Below are 21690 nucleotides of genomic sequence, written 5' to 3' on the forward strand. Positions count from 1 at the left end.
TCGCATTGCCGCTGCGCCGGCGCCCATGAAGCTCTCCAACCTGCCGATCCGCCGAGTCACCGAACATGCGCTGCATTGCGCTCCACGGGACCAATGGCCCCAGACGCTCCCGCCGGTGCTCCAGCTCTTGGACGAAGGCATGGACTTCGGGCCGGCCACCATCCTGGTGGGAGAAAACGGTTCGGGGAAGTCAACGCTCGTTGAGGCCATCGCGATGAGCTACGGGCTCTCCCCGGAGGGAGGTTCCACCGGGGCGCAACACAGCACCCGGGTCACCGAGTCCGGCCTTGAACATCACCTCCAACTGCTGCGGAACATCGGCGCCAGCCGTCGCGGATACTTCCTGCGCGCCGAAACCATGCACAGCTTCTACACCTATCTGGAAGAGAACCCGTCAATGCGGCAGGTGGAGCCGGACTTCCACACCATGAGCCACGGGGAGTCGTTTCTCGAGCTCATCATCGACAAGTTCCGCGAAGGCGGCCTGTGGGTGCTTGACGAGCCCGAATCAGCGCTCTCCTTCTCCGGTTCTCTGGCCTTGGTGGGGATTCTGAAGGACCTCTTGGCGGCGGGGGGCTCGCAGGTGATCATGTCCACGCACTCGCCGCTGCTCGCATCCCTTCCCGGGGCCAATATCTACGAGGTCGGTCCGAGGGGCCTGCGCCGCAGTCAATGGGACGACCTGGACCTGGTGTCCAACTGGCGATCCTTCATGAACATGCCGGGGCGCTACCTCAGGCACCTGTAAAAACGGTGTGCAGGGCTGCTGGCCCTGCACACCGGAAAACTTGCTGCCGTTACTGCTCGGAGTCGTCCTTGGCCGTATCCGGATCGAAGTCGGCGGGCAACGCCCCGCCCTCGCCCTTCCACCTGGCCAGCTGCCTCTTACTCACCTTGCGCTCATCGGTGTTGGGCGTCAGGTTGTTCTCGATTTGCTCATTTTGGTCCGAATTCGATGTTTCATCAGTCATGTTGCCCACGCTAGCCCCTCCGCGGGGTGCCAGCCGGTTCCACCCCTACTCTGCGCGCGCCGGGCACTGTCCCCGGAGCACACATCACTTCATCTTCACGAACCGGGACTTGGCGATCATGTACAGCCCGTAGCACCCCAGCCCGATTCCGACGGCGGTCAACAGATAGACTCCATATGGTTGCTCGCGCACTGCCTTGAGCGCACCGTCCAGGCCGGTGGATTTCTCCGGGTCCGATTGTAGCGTGGTAACGATGACCAAGACCCCGACCAGAGCCAGAGACGCACCCTTGGCCACATAGCCAACAACGCCCAGGACCAAGGTTCCGCGCCTCAACGGCCTAGAGGCCGGCAAGCTCAGCACCTTGGCAAAGGACCGCATGATGCCCCTGATAACAAAAACCACGCCGGTCACTGAGATACCCACTCCCACCAGCAGCAAGATCACCGATCCCCCCGGCATCTCCATGATCTTGGCTGAGGTCCCGCTGCTCGATTCGCTGCTCTCCTTGCGTTTACCCACGGCATAAGACGCGAACCAGAATGCCAGGGCAAAAAACACCGCCCCCTGGCCGGCCGCGGAGAGCTTGCGGCCCAGCTTCTTCTTTTTCTCCAGCTCGCGATAGCCAAAGACCACTTCACTGAGCTGCCACAAACCCAGGGCAAGGCATGCCGCCGCACCCACCCATAACAGTACGGAGCCTGCCGGTTGGGCCGAGAGTTGGGACATCGCGCCACCCTTGTCCGCATCCTTGGACTCCCCGAAGGCAAGCTGGATGGCGATGACACCGATCAGCACGTGCAAAACGCCGCTGACCGCGAAGCCGGTCCGGGCAGTCGCAACGAAGACGCGTGAGTTCGAGGCCTTCTCGACGGCGTCCGCGGCATCGTTCAGGTCTTTCTTGATGGTGGGTCCTCCCCTTGGGCGCGCAGTGGCGCAACGATTTGGCAGCTTACCCGCTGGTATAGACATCCTGCCACCGTTTCTGGCCCCAGCAAACGGCCTTGCCCGCGGGGTCCGTCCAACTTGCGGCGACTTTGGTTGTCCCTGCCACTGCGTCGTTCTCCTGGCCTACGCGAAAACGCGTTTCTTCAACAGCCTGGGTGGATCCCGAAGTGGTTATTCGGCCGATGGCCGCTGTCGCCGCACCTTGGTGGCCGAACGTTGGGACTTGGCTGCCAGGCGCCGCCTCTGGGAACCCTTGGTCGGCTTCGTCGCACGTCGGCGCGGCCCGTCCGGCGCAAGCGCGGAGCGCACCATGTCGGCGAGCTTGGCCAGCGCGGTTTCCCGGTTTCGCAGCTGGGAGCGTTGTTCGGAGGCGGCAACGGTCAAAACCCCTGCAACAAGGCGGGATTTCATCCGCAAGAGCAGGCGCTGGCGTTGCTCGGCGGTCAGTACACGCGAGTCGGTAACGGACCATGACAACTCAACCCGGCTGTCCGAGGTGTTGACGTGTTGCCCGCCCGGTCCGGACGAGCGCGAGAACCGCCAGTCAAGTTCCGAGGCCGGAATCGTGAGCGTCGGTGAAATCTCCAGATCCATGCTTCAAGCATCGCACGAGGTACACCGCCGCCGTGTGAAGGGGGCTTCCACCTACCGCCCCGAGAGCCATACACTGGGCGTCCATCCACTATCGGAAGAAGTGAGTGAAGATGACCATTCCGCAACCTCCAGAGCCTCCTGCCGAACCCGACCGCGTTCCCCCGGCTCCGCCCGGGCCACCTCATGATCCGTCGCCGGAGCCGGGTCCCGATCCGCATGACCCTTTTTCACCAGCCCAGCCAGCTCCACTCGGACCGATTCCGCCGATCAAGTAGGAAAAGAATTCACCGGGTAGCGGGCCCGTATCGCCATCCATGGCGATACGGGCCCGCTGATGTTTGTCGTGGGGGTTTGGTTCAGCGCTGGGAAACCCTGCTGGCCTTGACCAAGAAATCCGTGCCAGGTCTCGGCTCCAGTAGCCGCAACCTACTCAAAGAACTCGTCTGCATCATCGGTGCTGAGGAGTTATATCGGTAGCGTCCCCTTGGTGAGCAATGCCTGCATCCCCTCGCCTTCGGCTGCCGAACGGGCCCAAATCCATACTCCCCACCTTTGCTGTGTCTGGGAGACAAAGCCGTCCTTCGGCAGCGAAGGATCCTACCCCGACAGCAAGGCCCAACGGCAACGGCTACCACGCTGGTCAGGAACATCCCGGAATTGGTATCAATAGCAACGAAAGCCACGATCGTTCCCCCACTGCCTCATGATTATTGCTGGCCTGGTGGCCTGTGTCCATGCACCCCCGATACTTTAGTAAGCAGCGGTCCCGCAAAAGAATGATCGCCGCAAAGTACCCGAGGAAAACCTCTCTGGCTCAAATTCATGGATCATTTGTTTTGTACCTGATCCACCCAAGAGCCATAGACCGTTGCTGGAAATCCCAATCCGTCTCAGGCCTCCGATAACGTCATCCGAACACTCGCATCGTTCAGTACCAGCCACCCGGCGAGAGGACCCGGCCATGAGGACATCAGAGCAATTCCCAGTACAGACAATTTCTGCAGCAGAACTCAGCGAGGAGATCCGATCGTTGTGTGCCAAACAGCGGTATTGGGTCACCGGAGAATGCAAGAACCCAAGGCCTAGCAAACATAGGTCCTGGACCTTCGATCTGCTCACCAAAGATGTGGATTCGGGAAAAGTTGTCTACACGTCCTGCTGGATTTCTGCTAAGAACGCTACGATAATAAACGCGTTTCTGACCCGCCGGGGACCTTCACTCGCCGAAGCCTTAATCGATGGCATGGAACTTATGGTTGATGCTGAACCCCAAATATGGCAGAACACGCTCCAGCTAACGGTCACACGTATTCGTGAGGGGTTCCTCCCCACCGGTGTTTTTCAGCGTGGCCTCGTGGAGGATTTGGCATCCTTGATGATTGAACATCCTGACCATTCTCGATTCGGCGCTCCTCGTTCGACTGTCCACTGGCGGGCAAACAATGGCCTTCCGTTTAGCGTGGGACGGCTGGAGCGCCTAACAGTCATAGGGCCAGAGAGGTCCCAAGGCAGGAACGACTTACAACATGAGTTGGGGAACCGGCTCAATAAAGCCCTGCACATCACCCACCAAAGCATCAACTGGCACCAAGAAGATGCCGGGTCGCGATTCCGCCAGATCGTTCGAGACGCCAAAGAAGACGGACACACCCTAGTGGTCCTCTTGCGCGGTGGCGGCCACTGGTCGGGCATGCAGGCCTTCGAAAGCAGAAAAGTCGCAGAACTCATCATCTGTGCTGAACTACCTATAGTCACGGCGGTTGGCCACGCTGATGATGTTTCGCTAGCGGACAGAGCAGCGAGAGCCTCCTTCGTTACACCGACTGCTGTTGCGAATGCGATCAACGGAACTTTCAACGACCAGAAAACCCAAGACCGGTTCGCCCGGAATCGACAGGCGCGCACGCAGACCCAGAAAAACATGCCACAGTCCGAGCAAAGGATCCTGGATCTCGAAGCAGATCTTGCCACCAGCAAGAACGATGCAGTTGACCTGCGGCGAAAGATTGCTGAGCGGAACAACCAGCACGTACAAACCCTCCTGGGCATGGCACAGCGGCGAGTGAGAGGCTATTCGCGGCTATCGACCGGCGTTGTTATCGTGCTGACGGTCTCCCTGTTTTTTGGCGCCGGAGGATTCCTGGGCTCCTTCGGACTTGATCCCACGCTCACGGCAGTCCTGCTCATGTGGTGCCTGACTATCGGGGCGGCTTGGCTCGTCGCATGCGGAATCGACAATGCGCGGCAGAATCTTCGCCTTCCTGCCACCAAACCCATGCGATCCCCGCCAGCGGCATCGACATGGATGACCAAGATCAAGACGGTTCGAAGCGTCCGGAGCCTGAGAAAGCTTCAGTGCCACATCCCACTGAACCAGCCCGATGGAGAAATCTAGAAAAGACCGGAGTGCGGCTCGATAAGTTCGGGCCCGTTGTTCCGGACGTTGCCGACAGCGGGATCCACCTCACGCAAGTCCCAGCCGGCGGCAACTTCCTGGGCACCGGCGCGGACCATCTCCACCAGCCAGGCCGCATTTTTCTCACCGGGATCCAACCACTGCTCTATCGATTCCTTCGATAGGGGTATCGGCAAGCGGTCATGCAACCCGTGAAGCTGCTGCAACACTTCTGAATCCGCGTCCGGCCCCGGGGACGGGCCGGTGAGGATCGTGGTGGAAAGCAGCCACTGCTCCGGGTCCCCGTCCTCCTTGGACGGGTCCTTCCACCACTCGTAGAGCCCGGCGAAGAAGATCAGTGATTCATCGGTCGGATGCACGTAGAAGGGACGCTTCTTGGCCTTGGGATTCTCCCCCGCCAACCACTCGTAGTACCCCTGGACAGGCACCGCACAGCGCCGGACCTTCACCGCGGAACGGAATGTCGGCTTCTCGGTCACGGTTTCGCTGCGGGCATTGAAGGCGCGCACACCAACGGCCGGGTCCTTGGCCCACCCCGGGACAAGCCCCCACTTGGCCACGTGTACCTGCCGGTGCAGCTCCCCCTCGATGAGCCTCTCCAAAACGATCGGCACATCTGTGGTCGGGGCAACGTTCCACGACTGGCGCAGTTCAAGGTTCGCATCGGCTTCTGCCTCCGCCTCGGCCACCAGGTCCCCAATTGCCTTGGCCATTACATAGCGTCCACACATGGAATAAGACTCTCACGTCCATGGTTGTATTTTGGTTATGAGCCAAATCGAAAAAGAAAAACTTGCCCCCTACGTCCCCGCTGCCGGTGCGGTCACGATGTTCACCACCTCGTGGTGCGGCTACTGCCGTAACCTCAAGCGCCTCATGGATGCCAAGGGGATCGGCTACACCGAGGTGAACATCGAGGAGGTCGAGGGCACCGCGGAACTGGTGGAAGCCATCAACGGGGGAAACCAAACGGTCCCCACTTTGGTCTTCCCCGACGGAAGTGCCGCAACAAACCCACGTATTGAGGAAGTTCTCGAGCGGGTCTAGCCCAGCTGTGCTTGGATGGAGGGGGCCCCGAACGCCAGTCAAGGCGGTCGGTGTCCCCTACACCGTTAAGAACTTAGGTCGTGCTCGTTGCGGCCACGCATGAATGGAGTGACATGTCACAAAAGGTTCAGGCCGTCATCGTCCGTGCCAAGGACGCACCCGTTGAGACGGTGACCATCGTTGTTCCGGACCCGGGTCCGGGCGAGGCCGTCGTGGATATCCTCACCTGCGGGGTGTGCCACACGGATTTGCATTACAAGCTCGGCGGCATCGGCGACGAGTACCCCTACCTGTTGGGCCACGAGGCCACCGCCGTGGTCTCCGACATCGGCGAGGGCGTCACCAACGTCGTCATCGGTGACCGGGTCATCTTGAACTGGCGCGCGGTCTGCGGCCAGTGCCGTGCCTGCGCCAAGGGCCAGCCGCAGTACTGCTTCGATACCCACAACGCCACGCAAAAGATGACTCTTGAGGACGGGACCGAGCTTTCCCCCGCCCTGGGCATCGGTGCCTTCGCAGAAAAGACACTGGTTGCCGCCGGCCAGTGCACCAAGGTCGACGAAGATGTCGACCCCGGTGCCGTCGGACTGCTGGGCTGCGGCATCATGGCCGGCATCGGTGCCGCCATCAACACCGGTGAGGTCAAGCGCGGGGAGTCCGTGGCCGTGATCGGATGCGGCGGTGTCGGCATCGCCGCGATTGCCGGCGCAAAGCTGGCCGGAGCCACCACGATCGTGGCCGTGGACATCGATGACGACAAGCTAGCCATGGCCAAGGACATCGGGGCCACGCACACCGTGAACTCGAAGAACACCGACCCTATCCAGGGCATCAAGGAACTCACGGGCGGCTTTGGCGCCGATGTGGTCATCGATGCCGTGGGCCGTCCCGAAACCTACAAGCAGGCGTTCTACGCCCGGGACCTCGCCGGACGGGTGGTCCTGGTGGGTGTTCCGACACCCGAGATGAAGCTGGAGCTTCCGCTGCTGGACATCTTCGGCCAAGGCGGATCGCTGAAGTCCTCCTGGTACGGGGATTGCCTGCCCTCACGTGACTTCCCGATGCTGGTGGAGCAATACAAGCTCGGCCGCCTGGACCTTGATGCATTCGTCACCGAACGCATCAAGCTAGGGGACGTCGAAGCAGCCTTCACCAAAATGGGTGAAGGCAAGGTCCTGCGTTCGGTGGTGGAGCTCTAATGAGTGCACAGATCCAAAATATCGTTACATCAGGTACGTTCTCCCTGGACGGGGGTACATGGGAGGTGGACAACAACGTCTGGATCATCGGGGACGATTCCGAGGTCTTCGTGATCGACCCCGCCCACGATCCGGCCACGATCAAGGAAGTCGTGGGCAACCGGGCAGTCAAGGCCGTGTTGCTCACCCACGGCCACGACGACCACATCCGCTACGCCCGGGAATTCGCCGACCTCGTCGAAGCACCGATCCACCTGAATCCCGCCGACACGATGCTCTGGGAGGATGTGTTCCCCGGAACCAGCCCCGACCACGAGATCAACGACGGAGACAAGTTCGAGATTGCGGGAACCACCTTAGTGGCCCTGCACACCCCCGGACATTCCCCCGGATCGACCTGCTTCTACACTGAGTCGTTGGGTACCCTGTTTTCCGGGGACACGTTGTTCAACGGCGGTCCCGGGGCGACGGGGCGCAGCTACTCGAGTTTCGATACCATCGTCGAATCGATCCGCGAACGGCTACTCCCCTTGCCCGGGGAAACCGTGGTGAACACCGGACACGGCGACGCAACCACCATCGGAGCCGAAGCCCCGAACTTGGACGAGTGGATCAAGCGCGGCCACTAGGGCACCGCACTTTTCAAACGGGTGGGCGGCAGTGACCGGAAAACCGGATCCTGCCGCCCACACCCTGCACATGGGGCTTCGAGTCACCGGCGAACCGGTGGAAGGCAACCTATGTGGATCACGCATCAGTGTGCTGACTTGACATTCCCTGCGTATCCTCGGTTGCGCGCAACGGTCGCCGCAGCTAAGCCGCAAGGCACATCGTTGCAGGCATCCCTCCCGTTAGGCGGCCAAAAATGGGAGACTCAAATCATGACTAGCTCCGATTCCCGTACCCTGCCGTACCGTGGGCAGTCTTTGGCCGACCAAGTCATGAACTACGTGCGCCACGCCGTGCTCACGGGCGAAATGAAAACCGGACAGCTCTACAGCGTTCACCAGCTGGCGGAGTTGCTCGGCGTCTCGCGCTCGCCGGTCCGCCAAGGGCTGCTGAACCTCGAAGAGGCCGGGCTGATTGAATTCTCCCGCAACCGCGGATTCCGCGTGGTATCGACAAGTCCCCACGACATGGCCGAGATTTTCTCGCTCCGGCTGGCGATCGAGGTGCCCGCGGCCCAACGCGCCGCCCGGGCCTGCACCGAGGAACTCGCCACAGGGATGGACACCCTCGAGGCCCGAATGCAGGTGGCCTCCGAGGATGACGCCGAAGAACTCTTCTTCTCCCTGGATCACCAACTACACGAGTTGATCATGGGTGCTGCACGTTCTCACCGCGGCCGAGAGATTGTCAGCAGGCTCCGCGGTGCAACCCGTATGCAGGGCGTTTCAACCGCGGGCAAGGAACGAACACTCCAAGACATCCTGGCCGAGCATACCCCGGTCATCGAGGCCATCAAGTCCGGCCAAGCCGAAGAAGCCGCAACGGCCATGCGGAGACATCTCACCACCACCGGCCAACTGCTGGTGGCCCAAGCCATCGATGACCAGGGAATGGATCTCGATGCCGATGAGTTGTGGCGCGACTACACCGAAGACTACTGACCTTCCCGCCCGCATCCGGCACGGACCACCCAAGGAAAATCGTCTCGTGGATGAAAAAGGTTTCCAGTTCCATGCGGTTGTGGGTCCATCGCGGGACCCCATGCCACCGGATGGCACACTTGAATCATGGATGAACCTCTCGACGCTAGCCCGCAACCCCTGCCGCCTTCCCGGGGCCGCCTGCCGATGATCGCCGGGATCCTGGCGGCGCTTGCGCTGGTTGCAGGCGTCGCGACGTTGATCGCCTCAAACGGGCAGGAGATGGAATCGTTCGGTTGGTTCGCCTATGCGCCGTTGAACGAGGAGTTGAGCAAGGACACGTTCACCCCGGCCATCCACTTTGTGAGCACGCAACAAATCATTGGTTGGTTGTTCCTCGCTGTGGCAGCCTGTGCCGCGGCGTTCCGGGCAGGACTGGCTTTGGCCCGTCGCCAGCGCTGATTCACCCGTTCACCGATCGGCCACGGCGCAGTTGGGCATGAGACCCATACTCGGCCAACAGGTCGGTCACGAACGCATCAACGGTGTATCCGGGCAGCAGGTCATCGGCGGCACCGACCGTGGCCGGATCCATGTCTATTTCCATGGCCCGGTAGACCGTATCCAACACGCCTCGGATGGGCGCGGAGTCCTCAATGACGAAGACGCTGGAAAACAGCCAAGCTCCGGAGACCACCCGTTGGGCGGTACCGACCAACTTGACCGGGTGTTCCACGGCGGCCCCGTTCCCGGGCAAGCCGTGAACACTGTATTCCCCGGCGCAGTACTCCCCGGGGATCTCTCCGAGGCGGGCATCAATGCCCGGGCGGCACAGTGCCTCGGCATAGAGCTTGCCCAACGCCTTGAAACGCAGCTGGTGCCCCATCATGGCCTCGGTCGCCGGTTCGACATGGTCAACGATCACCGTGCCACGATGGTAGGCAGCAGCCCGGCCGCCGGCCTTGCGCACCACCGGCACGAAACCGTGCTCCATCGACTGTGCCACGGCCCGGTCGTATCCTTCCACCCGCACATCGCGTTGCCCGAACGCCACGGTTGGGTCCGGACGGTAGAGCCGCAAGGTTGCCGGTTCCCGTCCCTCACGCACTGCCTCGAGCAGCCTGACCCCGGCCATCAAGTCGGCTTCCGGGTCGCCGGAGGAGTCCTCGATGCGCACTTTGAGCAGGTGGTCGACATCGGGATTCCAAAGACTCATGGCACGATTCTAGGTGGCGATGCCCGACAGTGAATAATGGGTGTCGTGCCGAAACAACAAATACCCGTGATCCTGCTCGGTGGGGCTTCCGGATCGGGGAAGTCCTACCTCGCCCAACGCTTCGGCCGACCCCACGTGGAGCTGGACAACTTCTACCGTGAGATCACCGAGCACGCCGCCGGCTCCCCGTTGCCGCAGACCGGATACGGCCAGATCGACTGGGACCATCCGGGAACCTGGAACTGCGACAAGGCCGTCGATGCCCTGGTCGAGCTGCTCGAATCCGGGCAGACCCAGGTGCCGAACTATTCAATCAGCACCTCCACTTACGACGGAACCCGCGCCATTGAGCTCAATGGCGGTCCGTTGCTTGCCGAGGGGATCTTCGTCAGTGAGGTTCTCGCTCCCTTGACCCGTTTGGGAGTCCCGGTCCGTGCGTACTACATCGAGGTCTCAGCACTGGCCACGGCCATCCGTCGGTTCGTGCGCGATGTCAAGGAGCGACGCAAGCCACTGGGCTTCCTGCTCAAGCGCGGCTACGCGCTCTTCCTGGCCGATCAGGGCATTCGCACCAGGCACGTAGCGGCCGGGTTCATCCCGATGAAAAAGAAGGACGTCAAGGTGATGCTGGCAGCGGCCGTTTCCGCCGGTGGTTCACCCACCACCCCTTGACGCACGCGCTCCACCGGGTTGAAATGGTTCCAAGGGATGCTTGGCGCATCAGCTGCCGGCCCCGGAACGGGAGGTGGTGCCATGCTCGCCCCAATCCTTGGAGCGCTTGCCATCCTCGCATGCGCCCAGACGGTGTGGCTCATCAGGACCCGGTCCGCGACGGAACAAGATCCCGACGCGCCGTTCTGGTATGCCTTCACCGGTGCAAGTGTGGTGGTCCCCCTGATTCTGGGTGCAGCCCTTTTGGCCCCATGGCTCGGCATGGTTGTCGTGGCTGCGGTGGCATTCACCGCATTGGCCACCAACAAGGTTTCCACCGCCACCCTTCAGCGTCGGTTGGCGGGAGCGCAAGCGTCCCTGGTGGCCAACGAACACGCGTTGCTTGCCGCTCGCCACGATTACGTTCTCAGGGCGTGGAGCTGGTACGAATTGGATCCCGGCGCAGCCATCGACCATCCGGCAATGAATGACGTAGGAATCCCTGCGACCGCCGCATTGACCAGGGCACTGGCTGCCGCTGAGCAACTTCGCTACCAGCCGGCACAGGCAGCGGCGGCTAGCGGGACCAACTACCAGCAGGCGGTCGTCGGTCTTGAATCTGCCTTTGCATTGGCCCAGCGCCCCGAACTGCAACTCCACGGCAAAGAAGCCTCGGGCCTTTACAGCGCCTGAGGATGCCGCAGGGCAATCGGATCATGGTTACCCGGATCCGGCACGGAGATCCTGCGCACCGGCCATGGCTGGATCAACGCCCACGAGGCTCCTGATCACCCAGTAGTGCCGGAATCGACGCTGAAGTCGACAAAACGGCGGCTCGGCCAGGCTGCTCCGATTTGTCCTGACGAGTTCAGGCAATCATGGTTGTGAGCCAAGCAGTCCTGCGCCCCGAAGGGTCCAAGACCGCTCCTTCCACCGTTCCTGCAACCCGACGTCCGTCCTCCGCACCCGATGCAATACCAGGGGCGGAGGACGGACGTCGGCGGGCAAGCTACCTACCGCCCACCAGATCAGCTCTTCTTATCTTCTTCCGGGGCACGCACCACCAGAACGGGGCACTCGGATTGGGCGATGGCGGCGGAGCTGACTGACCCGACCAGCAATCCTTTCAATCCGCCCATGCCACGTCTGCCGACAATGAGCATATCCGCGTTCTTGCTGGCTTCGATGAGTGCTGATCTTGGGTCTCCCTGGACAAGCGTGATTCTCACACTGTCGAAGGATTCGGGACCGACGGCACGAGTCACGGCCTCGTCGAGGACCTTTTCGGCGCTTTCCTTAAACCCTCCAATGTCCATCATCAAATACCTGTCATACATTCGCGGGTAGTCCCAGCAGCCCATTGCTTCGATTTCAGCGCCCAAGGGCCCTGACAGGGATTTGGCTTGCTTCAATGCCTCGATCGAAGCCTCCGAGCCGTCTACGCCCACAATGATTTTTGCAATGCCGGATCCATGTCCCATGTAAGTCTCCAAAGTCAGATGGTTGGTCTCCCCCAAGCTACAGGCAACGACGATCGGAAGGTAGCTTCAAACGAGGCTGCAACGAGGCGGTATTCGTCCCAGACGAAAAGTAGCGGCGAAACCCAAGGAAGACCTGGCGGTGCCCGACTAGGCGGCAACATCAACTGGCCCCGGCGGGGACTTGGTCGACGGACCTTGGGGATTTCTTAGCCCGATTCACCATGCGGGAACGAACGCCAGGGAATATCACCATGGCATGGGGTCTCGACCCTGATCGAGTCCCACGCCATGGAGCGGGTGGCGAACGGGACACTAAGGCGCCTTTGGCCGACTCCACGCAGCATGCATGGACACGGACGACGACTAACTGCAAAGCAGGAGGATTGCCCAAGTAGCCCAACAATGAGGTTCTTGATGCGGCCGATGCCAAGGGCATCACCTACGACAACAATCGACCGTGTGGGGTCGCTCCAACTAGGCAACTCGTGGATCACTAACCAACCGAGCAAGCGGTCAAGTGTCCGCTAACCGGAATCAGGGTACCGGTTCGCAACGTCATGCCAAACCGTCAACTACCGGCTGGAGCTGACAGATAGCTCCACCGCGCCCGTACAGCAGAAACGGACCCTCCCTTGGCTTCCTTACTTCTGTCCCGCAGCCGGACGCACCGTAAGGATCTGCTCACTGCGCCCGAAAGGTCCGTGCACATCGTGCAGCACGGCACTGGTGAGTCCAATACCGTCGGCCCCATAGGTCTGTTGTGCCTGTATTCCGAGCCATTGGCCGGAAGGACCCCGGTGCATGTGGATCTGCAGGTCCACATTGGGGAACATCCATGAATCCGGGCCGGGCTCAACGCGCGGGGCCACACCGTTGGCGGTGTCGACCATACCCAGCAACCGGACCAGGTCCGAGGTTGTTTCGCCTTCTACCATCTCAAAGTTGTTGCGCATCCAAACGACGCCCTTGCCCGCGCGGTGGCCGTCCGCTCCACGGAATTCCAGACCCCGGATGTAACCGCCGGGCCATGGGGACATTCCGCTAAAGGTCTCCAACTCCTCGGGGTGCACCACCGGGTCATCCTCGATCGCTGCCACCGATGAGCTGTCAAGGGTCTTGAGGCGCCAACCGCGCGCGACGATGCAGGTACGTCCGTGCGAAACCATTTCGGCCTCAATGAGCTCGATGGTGCGTCCAGGACGAACCATGCGGGTCTTAACCTCGAATTCGCCGCCATGGATAACCCCGTGGATATCCAGGCTCACCCGGGCCATGCGCATGTCCTGGCGCGGCTCGAAGAGTTCGAGCTCATGCACCAATACCCCGGTCGCCGGGGCCATGTGCTGTTCGTGCGGATTCCACGCACCTTGGGCATGCACCGTGGAACGATAGGTACCTTCGCCGGTGTGTCGGTAGTAGAAGTCGCCCACCGCGAGTTCCGGAAGATTCTGCTCGGCAGCCGTTTGCGTCATGGTCCCGTTCCTTGTTCCCGTGGCTGTGCAGCCACCTTGTGTCCGGGATTCAGCTTAACCGGCAAGTCGCCCCGCAGGACAATCCCGCCACGGCCAGACCATCGCTGACCTGCCCCGTACGCTTGGCCGGTGCCTGTGACGGAAGTATGGTGATGGGTGATTGCACACTTTATGGAATAGGATGCCGATGCCAACCGTCGCGGAAACCATGATCTCCACTTTCAAGGCCAATAGGGTGAAACGGATCTACGGAGTTGCCGGGGATTCATTGAACGGACTCACCGATGCCATGCGCAAGGACGGCACCATCACGTGGATGCCGGTACGCCATGAGGAAACTGCGGCTTTCGCCGCCGGTGCGGAAGCGGAGATGACAGGGAACCTGACGGTGTGTGCCGGGAGTTGCGGCCCGGGCAATCTTCATTTGATCAACGGATTATATGACGCGAACCGCAACCGGGTACCGGTGCTGGCAATTGCTTCGCACATCCCCAGCGGCGAGATCGGCAGCAACTACTTCCAGGAGACGCACCCGACCGATTTGTTCCGTGAGGCATCAGTGTTCTGCGAGATGGTTTCCACTCCTGAACAAATGCCTCGGCTCCTGGAAATCGCGATGCGTACGGCCATTGAGCGCCGCGGCGTTGCAGTTCTTGTCCTGCCAGGGGACGTTGCCCTGGCCCAGGCAAAGAACACCGGCACCCCCGTGATCAAGGCCAGCCGATCCGCCGTCCTGCCCCATGCCGAAGACCTTTCGCAGGCAGCCGACCTGCTCAATGCCGCCAAGCGAGTAACGATCTTGGCCGGGGCGGGCGTTGCCGGGGCCCATGCACAAGTCATGGACGTTGCGGGAACGCTCGGTGCACCGGTCGTGCATGCACTGCGCGGCAAGGAACATATCGAGTTCGACAACCCCTACGATGTCGGAATGACCGGGCTCCTTGGCTTCGCTTCCGGGTACCGTGCGATGGACGCCGCCGACACCATCTTGTTGTTAGGGACGGACTTCCCGTACCAGCAGTTCTACCCACAGGACGCAACCATCATCCAGATCGATGTGCGCGGAGAACAACTGGGCAGACGCACCAAGATCGATGTGGGGCTGGTGGGCACCGTAACCGATACCCTGCAGGCAATGCTGCCTCTGCTGGAACGCAAGTCGGATACGGGTCACTTGAAGGACGCGCAGAAACACTATCGCAAGACACGTGAAAAGCTCGATGACCTAGCTACGCCATCGCGCAAGGGTGCCAAGATCCACCCCCAATACTTGGCCCGCATATTGGACCAACTCGCAGACGAAGATGCGGTGTTCCTTCCTGACGTCGGCTCTCCGGTTATTTGGGCTTCGCGCTACCTGAGCATGAACGGCAAACGCCGGCTGCTGGGTTCCTTCAGCCATGGAAGCATGGCCAGCTCGGTCCCCCAAGCCATCGGGGTTCAGGCCTCCCAGCCTGATCGCCAAGTCGTCACGCTCTCGGGCGACGGCGGACTCGCGATGCTGATGGGCGACCTGCTCACCTTGGTGCAGTCGAAGCTGCCGGTTAAGATCGTGGTGTTCAACAACTCCTCGCTGAATTTCGTGGAACTGGAGATGAAGTCGGCCGGGTTCGTCAGCTTCGCCACCGACCTGGAGAACCCGAACTTCGCCGACGTCGCCACAGCGCTTGGCATCCGGGGTTTCCGCGTGGAGAAGTCCAAGGACCTGTCCGAGGTTTTGCGTGAGGCCTTGGCACACGATGGCCCCGCTCTGATAGATGTGGTCACCGACAGGCAGGAACTATCGATGCCACCGGCCGTTACCGCGGAACAAGCCAAGGGGTTCGCGCTCTATGCCGTTCGTACCGTGCTCTCGGGTAGGGGCGACGAGTTGCTGGATCTGGCCGCCACGAACTGGCGCCAGCTCTTCTAGGTAGCCAGCACGACGCACGGGGCCGTTGTGCCCCGGCATGCTCTTGTCACCACCGCCCTGTGCGCACCGGCCAAACAACCAGGTCTTCTCAGCATCGGGAGTGTCTGGATACCTGCCATGTCCAACCGGCAAATGAGGTAGATCCCCCAGAGTCCGCGCTATGATTCTGCACGTGTCGGTGAATGATTTCCATGGAACGTTAGGCATTACGCCCTTGAACCGGAATCCTCACGCCAGTAACTTGCGAAAGAGCGGAAAACGATGAGTAGCGAAGAGCGCCGACGTCAACTCGGAGACAACGATGCCCCCGTGGAAGGGGATCTAGTAGATTCCTTTGATCGGATTGTCGAGGAGGGAGCCGAACGGCTAGCCCGGACGCCGACCAGCATTCTGGTCACTGGGACCTTCGGTGGCTTGGAAGTTGGCCTGGGAGTGATGGCCTATTTGGCGGTCCTCCACGAGACACAAAATCACTTGTTGGCAGGGCTGGCGTTCGGCATCGGTTTCATTGCCTTGCTGCTGGCCAAAAGCGAGCTTTTCACTGAAGGGTTCTTGGTCCCGATCACCGCGGTCGTGGCCAAGGAGGCGAGCCTCAGCCAGCTCTTGAAGCTCTGGGGCGGCACATTGGTCATGAACCTCGTCGGAGGCTGGGCTTTCATGTGGATCGTCGTGCAGGCTTTCCCGCAGTGGAAGCCCGAGCTTGAAACCGCTGCCCTGCACTTTGTGGAAGCCGGATTTTCCTGGCAATCCGTCTGTCTTGCGGTGCTTGGTGGCAGCACCATCACTTTGATGACGCGCATGCAGCACGGCACGGACTCCGAGATGGCCAAGATCGTGGCAGCGGTCGCTGGCGGATTCATGCTGGCAGGCCTGCAACTTTTCCACTCGATCCTCGATTCCATTCTCATCTTTGGTGCGATCCATTCCGGGGCACCGGTGACCTACGCCGATTGGTTCGGCTGGTTCGGCTACACGCTGTTGTTCAACATCCTCGGAGGTCTGCTTTTGGTCACGGCGCTGCGCTTGTTGCGCAACAAGGATTTGATTCTTGAACGGCGGCGCCAGGCTCCAGCAGATCCGGATGCGGCAAGATGACACTCGAGTTTGTCGTACAGCTTCCCCGGGGAACCTAAGCTTTTCTTGTATTGGATCCCTGCCACCATCCGAACCGGTGAACACGGACCAAGTTGTTAGCGAGAATTTCGTTGATTCGAAAGACGAACGATGAGTTGTCGACTCATCTACAGAGGCCATTGTTCTCATCTGGGCATCACGGAGTTGTTGCCGTTCCCGATATTCGTTTTTCGTCATGTCGACTTCATGAGCCGAAAACCTTCGAATGAGGGCTGGGACCGTTCGCACTGGATCGTGCCGGCGCCGTGGTTTCGAATGGACACGGTGCAGGCAGCCGTCCGCACACAAGGCACGCTGTGTCGGTCGGACAGAGAGGTTCGATCGATGATCCATACGGGGGATCCAGAAGCCGCTGCCAATCACACGCCGAAGCCAAGCATTGCTGGCATCGTTACGTCACCTTGGGAAATTCCTTCACGGAGGGATTTAGCGATCCTGAACCCTTCTGTCCGGGTTACTACCGCGGGTGGGCCGGGCGTGTAGCCGAGGAGTTCAGTTTTTGCTGCGCCGAGTTCACGTACGCCAGCTAGGCCGTCCGCGCCCATACCGTCAGTCAGGTGATTGCACAGCAGCTCAGTGAGGCGATCGCGCTCACTTTGTGCCTATTGGCATTTCAGGCCGGCTGCAACGACCTCATGCCTCCCTCGGTCAACCCTGATCAATTGGCTGTCCTGATTGAGTCTGAGGTGGATGCCTTGGTTGCGGCAGGTGCCAGAGTGGTGGTGTTTCTCGGACCCGATTCTGGGCCACGGACGGTTTTGGGGCACTGTCGATCCCGAATTGCCATTTTCAACAAGAATCTTCGTGTCCTCTCCGCCTGTCACCTTGCAGTCGTGACGGATCCGTGGGTTCGAGCACCGTTCCATGATCCCAGTATGTGGAATGGGGACTGCCTGCGTCTTTCCCCACTTGATAACGAGAGCGTTGCGATACGGATGATGGAAAGCACGAATGTGGACCACGCCTTTGTACCACTGGCCATCGACCACAGCCACAGGACTTCGTGGCTCCAAGCACGAACCAGTAATCTCCTGTCGACCTGGGATCACTTCGTTCCGTGACTTCGATGGGGAGCGGGCAGGCAGGTTTGGGATATCGTGCCTTCTGTGCAAGGGCCCACTCCGGGGGCGGTCAGCACCATCGAGAAGCCTTAGCAAGAAACCTCGCGGATCGATGACCGTTCGAAATTTACGATCTGAAAGTCCGGACGAGCGCACAGGCAAGGGGCGCCAGCTTCCAAGAAATGAATGCCGACGCCCCTTCCTCGATGCCTATGGTGGGGCCTAGAAGTCCCAATCCTCGTCTTCGGTGTTCACTGCCTTGCCGATGACGTATGAAGAGCCGGAGCCGGAGAAGAAGTCATGGTTCTCGTCCGCGTTCGGGCTAAGCGCCGACAGGATCGCCGGGTTCACATCCGTGACAGAGGCCGGGAACATGGCTTCGTACCCAAGGTTCATCAGTGCCTTGTTGGCGTTGTAGTGCAGGAACTTCTTCACGTCTTCGGCCAAGCCGACGCTGTCATAGAGATCGTGGGTGTACTGGACCTCGTTTTCGTAGAGCTCAAAGAGCAGCTCGAAGGTGTAGTCCTTCAGCTCCTGCTTGCGCTCCTCCGTTACGCCTTCGAGTTCAAGGCCCTTCTGGTACTTGTAGCCGATGTAGTAACCATGCACGGCTTCGTCCCGGATGATCAAGCGGATCAGGTCAGCAGTGTTGGTCAACTTGGCGCGTGAGGACCAGTACATCGGCAGGTAGAAACCGGAATAGAAGAGGAAAGATTCAAGCAGCGTCGAAGCGATCTTGCGCTTCAGCGGATCTTCGCCGTAGTAGTAGCCCTCAATGATTTGGGCCTTCTTCTGCAGGTTTTCGTTCTCGGTGGACCAGCGGAAAGCCTCGTCAATTTCCTTGGTGGAGGCCAAGGTCGAGAAGATCGAGGAGTAGCTCTTGGCGTGCACCGATTCCATGAAGGCAATGTTGGTGTAGACGGCTTCTTCGTGCGGGGTCAGCGCGTCCGGGATCAGTGAAACGGCACCGACCGTGCCCTGCAGGGTGTCCAACAGGGTCAGTCCGGTGAAAACGCGCATCGTCAGCAGCTTTTCGTCCTCGGTCAGCGTGCCCCACGATTGCACGTCGTTTGAAAGCGGGATCTTCTCCGGCAGCCAGAAGTTATTGACCAAACGGTTCCAAACCTCGACATCCTTGTCGTCCTGGATGCGGTTCCAGTTGATGGCTTCGACGTGGCTGGCCAGCTTCAACTTTTCAGTCAATTCGGTCCCTCTTCTTACTCAAGTGTTGGTTATTGCGTGGGTGCGCACGACGCCCGGTGGACACCGGCCGTCGTGCGCTTTCGGTTGCTAGACTATCGCGGTCCAACAACCGTGGGTGAAACGGATTCATCTAGAGTGCGCAGGAAACGCAACCCTCGACTTCGGTTCCCTCAAGTGCCATCTGGCGCAGACGGATGTAGTACAAGGTCTTGATGCCCTTGCGCCATGCGTAGATCTGGGCCTTGTTGATATCGCGAGTCGTGGTGGTGTCTTTGAAGAACAACGTCAGGGACAACCCCTGGTCCACGTGCTGGGTGGCCACGGCGTAAGTGTCGATGACCTTTTCGTAACCGATTTCATAGGCATCCTGGTAGTACTCCAGGTTTTCGTTCGTCAGGTAGGGAGCCGGGTAGTACACCCGGCCGATCTTCCCTTCCTTGCGGATCTCGATCTTGGCCGCCACCGGGTGGATGGACGAGGTCGAGTTGTTGATGTAGGAAATCGAACCGGTCGGCGGCACGGCCTGAAGATTCTGGTTGTAGATGCCGTGCTCCATGATTGAAGCCTTCAGTGCACGCCAGTCATCTTGGGTCGGGATGTCGACGCCGACAAACAACTCGCTGACGCGGTTGGTGGCCGGAACCCATTCCTGGTCGGTGTACTTGTCGAAGAACTCGCCCGAGGCATACTTCGAATCCTCGAAGCCCTCAAAGGTCTCGTCCTTTTCGATGGCCAACAGGTTGGAGGCACGCAACGCGTGGTAAACAACGGTGTAGAAGTAGATGTTGGTGAAGTCCAACCCTTCTTCCGAACCGTAGTAGATGCGTTCGCGAGCCAAGTAGCCGTGCAGGTTCATCTGGCCCAGGCCGATGGCGTGGGTCCTGGCGTTGCCCTGGGCAATCGATGGAACCGAGTTGATGTAGGACATGTCCGAGACCGCCGACAGCGCACGGATGGCGGTCTCGATCGACGCGCCGAGATCCTTGCCGTCCATCGCCTTGGCAATATTCATTGAGCCGAGGTTGCAGGAAATGTCCTTGCCGACTGTCTCGTAGCTGAGATCCTCGTTGTACTCCGAAGGAGTGGACACCTGCAGGATCTCCGAGCACAAGTTGCTCATCGAGATCTTGCCCTTGATCGGGTTTGCCCGGTTTACGGTGTCCTCGAACATGATGTACGGGTAGCCGGACTCGAACTGGATCTCTGCCAAGGTCTGGAAGAACTCGCGTGCATTGATCTTGGTCTTCTTGATGCGGGCATCATCGACCATCTCGTAGTACTTTTCGGTGACGTAAATGTCGCTGAAGGGCACTCCGTAGACCTTTTGAACATCGTACGGTGAGAACAGGTACATGTCCTCGTTCTTGCGGGCCAGGTCGAAGGTGATGTCAGGAACGACAACGCCCAAGGACAAGGTCTTGATGCGGATTTTTTCATCAGCGTTTTCACGCTTGGTGTCCAGGAAACGCAGGATGTCCGGGTGGTGTGCGTTGAGGTACACGGCGCCGGCACCCTGACGTGCGCCAAGCTGGTTGGCGTAGGAGAAGCTATCTTCTAGAAGCTTCATCACGGGGATGACACCGGAGGACTGGTTCTCGATCTGTTTGATCGGAGCCCCATGCTCACGCACGTTCGTCAACGACAGGGCGACGCCGCCGCCTCGTTTGGAAAGCTGAAGAGAGGAGTTGATTCCGCGGGAGATCGATTCCATGTTGTCTTCGATGCGGAGCAGGAAACAGGAAACGAGCTCACCACGCTGGGCTTTTCCGGCATTCAGGAATGTCGGAGTAGCTGGTTGGAAACGACCCTCAATGATCTCGTTGACCAAGGAAACTGCCGTGTCTTCGTCGCCACGAGCCAGGTGCAGGGCAACCATGCACACGCGGTCTTCGTAGCGTTCCAGGTAACGCTTGCCGTCAAAGGTCTTCAAGGTATACGAAGTGTAGAACTTGAAGGCCCCAAGGAAGGTCTCGAAACGGAACTTCTTTGCGTAGGCGCCGCGGTAGAGATCGCGGATGAAATTCTTCGTGTATTGGTCAAGCGTTTCACGCTCGTAGTACTCGTGCTTGACGAGATAATCGAGTTTCTCGTCAAGATCGTGGAAGAACACGGTGTTGTTATTCACGTGTTCCAAGAAGTACTGTCGCGCTGCAGCGCGGTCGGCCTCAAACTGAATGCGGCCATCTGGCCCATACAGGTTCAGCATGGCATTCAGCTCGTGGTAACCCAGACCTTGGAAAGCTGCAGGCGTTTCCTTCGCATCCTGCTTCATTTCAGGTTCTGTGACTTTCGTGTCCAAAAGACTTCCAATCCTTCGCGAACTCGGGTCACATCTTCCGGGGTGCCCATCAGTTCAAATTTGTACATAAGCGGAACGTCGCATTTGGCTGCAATCTTGATTGCGGCCAGGCAATACGTAGTTCCAAAATTGGTGTTGCCGGCGCCTATGACGCCACGTAGAAGGTTCCTGTTTCGTTCATCATTGAGGAACTTCACGACCTGCGGCGGAATCGACCGTTCCCCTTTTTCGCCTCCATAAGTGGGAAGAAGAAGTACAAACGGTTTCACTGCCACCAGGCCTGGCTCGCGGTTCAGCAATGGAATCCGCGCGCAATCCCCGCCCAGTTTCTCCATGAACCGGTGGGTGTAACCAGAGGCTGAGGAGAAATAGATCAAATCGTTGTTGGTATGTACTTCCGCCGATGCGGTGTGATCATGCATTGGGGGTGAAGCCAACGCCGAGCTAGGCATCTTGGTCGCCTCTCAATCAATGGAAACGGTAAAGCTGTGTATGGA

General features: G+C 59.8%; 21 protein-coding genes. 11 read left to right on the top strand and 10 right to left on the bottom strand.

Annotation, left to right across the window (positions count from 1 at the left end; genetic code table 11):
* The first annotated feature begins 25 nt into the window (after window positions 1–25).
* On the top strand, window positions 26–748 hold the full coding sequence (locus tag ABEA12_RS18140; protein WP_210102569.1) for an AAA family ATPase: 723 nt from the start codon (window positions 26–28) through the stop codon (window positions 746–748).
* Window positions 749–797: 49 nt separating this feature from the next.
* Here the strand turns inward: ABEA12_RS18140 and ABEA12_RS18145 are convergent, their stop codons facing one another.
* The 3 genes from ABEA12_RS18145 to arfB form a co-directional block, all read right to left on the bottom strand.
* Window positions 798–971, bottom strand: coding sequence for a hypothetical protein (locus ABEA12_RS18145; protein ID WP_210100930.1), 174 nt, complete (start codon window positions 969–971; stop codon window positions 798–800).
* A gap of 84 nt (window positions 972–1055) precedes the next feature.
* The gene (locus tag ABEA12_RS18150) at window positions 1056–1943 is read right to left on the bottom strand and encodes a DUF1206 domain-containing protein (protein WP_210100931.1); all 888 of its coding nucleotides are present in this window, start codon (window positions 1941–1943) and stop codon (window positions 1056–1058) included.
* A 147-nt stretch (window positions 1944–2090) separates the two neighbouring features.
* Window positions 2091–2513 carry an alternative ribosome rescue aminoacyl-tRNA hydrolase ArfB gene (gene arfB / locus ABEA12_RS18155; protein WP_210100932.1) on the bottom strand — a complete coding sequence of 141 codons (423 nt, stop codon included), beginning with the start codon at window positions 2511–2513 and terminating at the stop codon, window positions 2091–2093.
* 961 nt (window positions 2514–3474) lie between these two features.
* Between arfB and ABEA12_RS18160 the strand changes: the two genes are divergently transcribed.
* A complete protein-coding gene (locus ABEA12_RS18160; RefSeq protein ID WP_210100933.1) occupies window positions 3475–4908 on the top strand; it encodes an exodeoxyribonuclease VII large subunit in 1434 nt (477 codons plus the stop codon).
* Here ABEA12_RS18160 and ABEA12_RS18165 read toward each other — a convergent pair.
* The gene (locus ABEA12_RS18165) at window positions 4905–5660 is read right to left on the bottom strand and encodes an SOS response-associated peptidase (RefSeq protein WP_210100934.1); all 756 of its coding nucleotides are present in this window, start codon (window positions 5658–5660) and stop codon (window positions 4905–4907) included. The two genes, ABEA12_RS18160 and ABEA12_RS18165, sit on opposite strands and share 4 nt — an antisense overlap.
* A gap of 37 nt (window positions 5661–5697) precedes the next feature.
* Between ABEA12_RS18165 and ABEA12_RS18170 the strand changes: the two genes are divergently transcribed.
* The 5 genes from ABEA12_RS18170 (at window position 5698) to ABEA12_RS18190 (ending at window position 9226) form a co-directional block, all read left to right on the top strand.
* Window positions 5698–5976 carry a mycoredoxin gene (locus ABEA12_RS18170; protein ID WP_210100935.1) on the top strand — a complete coding sequence of 93 codons (279 nt, stop codon included), beginning with the start codon at window positions 5698–5700 and terminating at the stop codon, window positions 5974–5976.
* A 113-nt stretch (window positions 5977–6089) separates the two neighbouring features.
* Entirely contained in the window at window positions 6090–7175 is a 1086-nt protein-coding gene (locus ABEA12_RS18175; RefSeq protein WP_210100936.1) for an S-(hydroxymethyl)mycothiol dehydrogenase, read from the top strand.
* Window positions 7175–7804 carry an MBL fold metallo-hydrolase gene (locus tag ABEA12_RS18180; protein WP_210100937.1) on the top strand — a complete coding sequence of 210 codons (630 nt, stop codon included), beginning with the start codon at window positions 7175–7177 and terminating at the stop codon, window positions 7802–7804. Before ABEA12_RS18175 ends, ABEA12_RS18180 begins: the two co-directional genes overlap by 1 nt.
* 252 nt (window positions 7805–8056) lie before the next feature.
* Complete coding sequence (locus ABEA12_RS18185; protein ID WP_210100938.1) at window positions 8057–8785, top strand: GntR family transcriptional regulator; 729 nt, start codon at window positions 8057–8059, stop codon at window positions 8783–8785.
* A gap of 126 nt (window positions 8786–8911) precedes the next feature.
* Entirely contained in the window at window positions 8912–9226 is a 315-nt protein-coding gene (locus ABEA12_RS18190; RefSeq protein ID WP_210100939.1) for a hypothetical protein, read from the top strand.
* Window position 9227: 1 nt separating this feature from the next.
* Here the strand turns inward: ABEA12_RS18190 and ABEA12_RS18195 are convergent, their stop codons facing one another.
* Window positions 9228–9980, bottom strand: coding sequence for a lipoate--protein ligase family protein (locus ABEA12_RS18195; protein WP_210100940.1), 753 nt, complete (start codon window positions 9978–9980; stop codon window positions 9228–9230).
* A 36-nt stretch (window positions 9981–10016) separates the two neighbouring features.
* On the opposite strand from ABEA12_RS18195, the gene ABEA12_RS18200 reads away from it, so the two are divergent.
* Both ABEA12_RS18200 and ABEA12_RS18205 read left to right on the top strand, forming a co-directional pair.
* Window positions 10017–10652 (top strand): uridine kinase family protein, encoded by a 636-nt coding sequence (locus tag ABEA12_RS18200; protein ID WP_210100941.1) that lies wholly within the window; start codon window positions 10017–10019, stop codon window positions 10650–10652.
* Window positions 10653–10733: 81 nt separating this feature from the next.
* Window positions 10734–11324, top strand: coding sequence for a hypothetical protein (locus tag ABEA12_RS18205; RefSeq protein WP_210100942.1), 591 nt, complete (start codon window positions 10734–10736; stop codon window positions 11322–11324).
* A 335-nt stretch (window positions 11325–11659) separates the two neighbouring features.
* Here ABEA12_RS18205 and ABEA12_RS18210 read toward each other — a convergent pair whose 3' ends face one another.
* Entirely contained in the window at window positions 11660–12112 is a 453-nt protein-coding gene (locus ABEA12_RS18210; protein ID WP_210100943.1) for a universal stress protein, read from the bottom strand.
* 641 nt (window positions 12113–12753) lie between these two features.
* A complete protein-coding gene (locus tag ABEA12_RS18215; protein WP_210100944.1) occupies window positions 12754–13584 on the bottom strand; it encodes a thioesterase family protein in 831 nt (276 codons plus the stop codon).
* Between the two features lie 187 nt (window positions 13585–13771).
* Here ABEA12_RS18215 and poxB point away from each other — a divergent pair, with 187 nt between their 5' ends.
* Window positions 13772–15496, top strand: a complete 1725-nt coding sequence (poxB, locus tag ABEA12_RS18220) for a ubiquinone-dependent pyruvate dehydrogenase (RefSeq protein ID WP_210100945.1) — start codon at window positions 13772–13774, stop codon at window positions 15494–15496.
* A 261-nt stretch (window positions 15497–15757) separates the two neighbouring features.
* On the top strand, window positions 15758–16591 hold the full coding sequence (locus ABEA12_RS18225; RefSeq protein ID WP_210100946.1) for a formate/nitrite transporter family protein: 834 nt from the start codon (window positions 15758–15760) through the stop codon (window positions 16589–16591).
* A 1322-nt stretch (window positions 16592–17913) separates the two neighbouring features.
* Here ABEA12_RS18225 and nrdF read toward each other — a convergent pair.
* From nrdF to nrdI, 3 genes are all read right to left on the bottom strand, one after another.
* Window positions 17914–18894, bottom strand: a complete 981-nt coding sequence (gene nrdF, locus ABEA12_RS18230; protein ID WP_210100947.1) for a class 1b ribonucleoside-diphosphate reductase subunit beta — start codon at window positions 18892–18894, stop codon at window positions 17914–17916.
* A gap of 130 nt (window positions 18895–19024) precedes the next feature.
* Entirely contained in the window at window positions 19025–21166 is a 2142-nt protein-coding gene (gene nrdE / locus ABEA12_RS18235) for a class 1b ribonucleoside-diphosphate reductase subunit alpha (RefSeq protein ID WP_210100948.1), read from the bottom strand.
* Complete coding sequence (gene nrdI / locus ABEA12_RS18240; protein ID WP_345469207.1) at window positions 21163–21615, bottom strand: class Ib ribonucleoside-diphosphate reductase assembly flavoprotein NrdI; 453 nt, start codon at window positions 21613–21615, stop codon at window positions 21163–21165. The genes nrdE and nrdI overlap by 4 nt, the downstream gene beginning before the upstream one ends.
* Between the last annotated feature and the right edge of the window lie 75 nt (window positions 21616–21690).

The sequence above is a fragment of the Paeniglutamicibacter antarcticus genome, assembly GCF_039544305.1.
Taxonomy (GTDB): domain Bacteria; phylum Actinomycetota; class Actinomycetes; order Actinomycetales; family Micrococcaceae; genus Paeniglutamicibacter; species Paeniglutamicibacter antarcticus_C.

Coding starts and splice junctions, on each gene's coding strand:
- ABEA12_RS18140 (WP_210102569.1), top strand. CDS start 26: ATGAAGCTCTCCAACCTGCCGATCCGCCGAGTCACCGAACATGCGCTG.
- ABEA12_RS18145 (WP_210100930.1), bottom strand. CDS start 971: ATGACTGATGAAACATCGAATTCGGACCAAAATGAGCAAATCGAGAAC.
- ABEA12_RS18150 (WP_210100931.1), bottom strand. CDS start 1,943: ATGTCTATACCAGCGGGTAAGCTGCCAAATCGTTGCGCCACTGCGCGC.
- arfB (WP_210100932.1), bottom strand. CDS start 2,513: ATGGATCTGGAGATTTCACCGACGCTCACGATTCCGGCCTCGGAACTT.
- ABEA12_RS18160 (WP_210100933.1), top strand. CDS start 3,475: ATGAGGACATCAGAGCAATTCCCAGTACAGACAATTTCTGCAGCAGAA.
- ABEA12_RS18165 (WP_210100934.1), bottom strand. CDS start 5,660: ATGTGTGGACGCTATGTAATGGCCAAGGCAATTGGGGACCTGGTGGCC.
- ABEA12_RS18170 (WP_210100935.1), top strand. CDS start 5,698: ATGAGCCAAATCGAAAAAGAAAAACTTGCCCCCTACGTCCCCGCTGCC.
- ABEA12_RS18175 (WP_210100936.1), top strand. CDS start 6,090: ATGTCACAAAAGGTTCAGGCCGTCATCGTCCGTGCCAAGGACGCACCC.
- ABEA12_RS18180 (WP_210100937.1), top strand. CDS start 7,175: ATGAGTGCACAGATCCAAAATATCGTTACATCAGGTACGTTCTCCCTG.
- ABEA12_RS18185 (WP_210100938.1), top strand. CDS start 8,057: ATGACTAGCTCCGATTCCCGTACCCTGCCGTACCGTGGGCAGTCTTTG.
- ABEA12_RS18190 (WP_210100939.1), top strand. CDS start 8,912: ATGGATGAACCTCTCGACGCTAGCCCGCAACCCCTGCCGCCTTCCCGG.
- ABEA12_RS18195 (WP_210100940.1), bottom strand. CDS start 9,980: ATGAGTCTTTGGAATCCCGATGTCGACCACCTGCTCAAAGTGCGCATC.
- ABEA12_RS18200 (WP_210100941.1), top strand. CDS start 10,017: ATGGGTGTCGTGCCGAAACAACAAATACCCGTGATCCTGCTCGGTGGG.
- ABEA12_RS18205 (WP_210100942.1), top strand. CDS start 10,734: ATGCTCGCCCCAATCCTTGGAGCGCTTGCCATCCTCGCATGCGCCCAG.
- ABEA12_RS18210 (WP_210100943.1), bottom strand. CDS start 12,112: ATGGGACATGGATCCGGCATTGCAAAAATCATTGTGGGCGTAGACGGC.
- ABEA12_RS18215 (WP_210100944.1), bottom strand. CDS start 13,584: ATGACGCAAACGGCTGCCGAGCAGAATCTTCCGGAACTCGCGGTGGGC.
- poxB (WP_210100945.1), top strand. CDS start 13,772: ATGCCAACCGTCGCGGAAACCATGATCTCCACTTTCAAGGCCAATAGG.
- ABEA12_RS18225 (WP_210100946.1), top strand. CDS start 15,758: ATGAGTAGCGAAGAGCGCCGACGTCAACTCGGAGACAACGATGCCCCC.
- nrdE (WP_210100948.1), bottom strand. CDS start 21,166: ATGAAGCAGGATGCGAAGGAAACGCCTGCAGCTTTCCAAGGTCTGGGT.
- nrdI (WP_345469207.1), bottom strand. CDS start 21,615: ATGCATGATCACACCGCATCGGCGGAAGTACATACCAACAACGATTTG.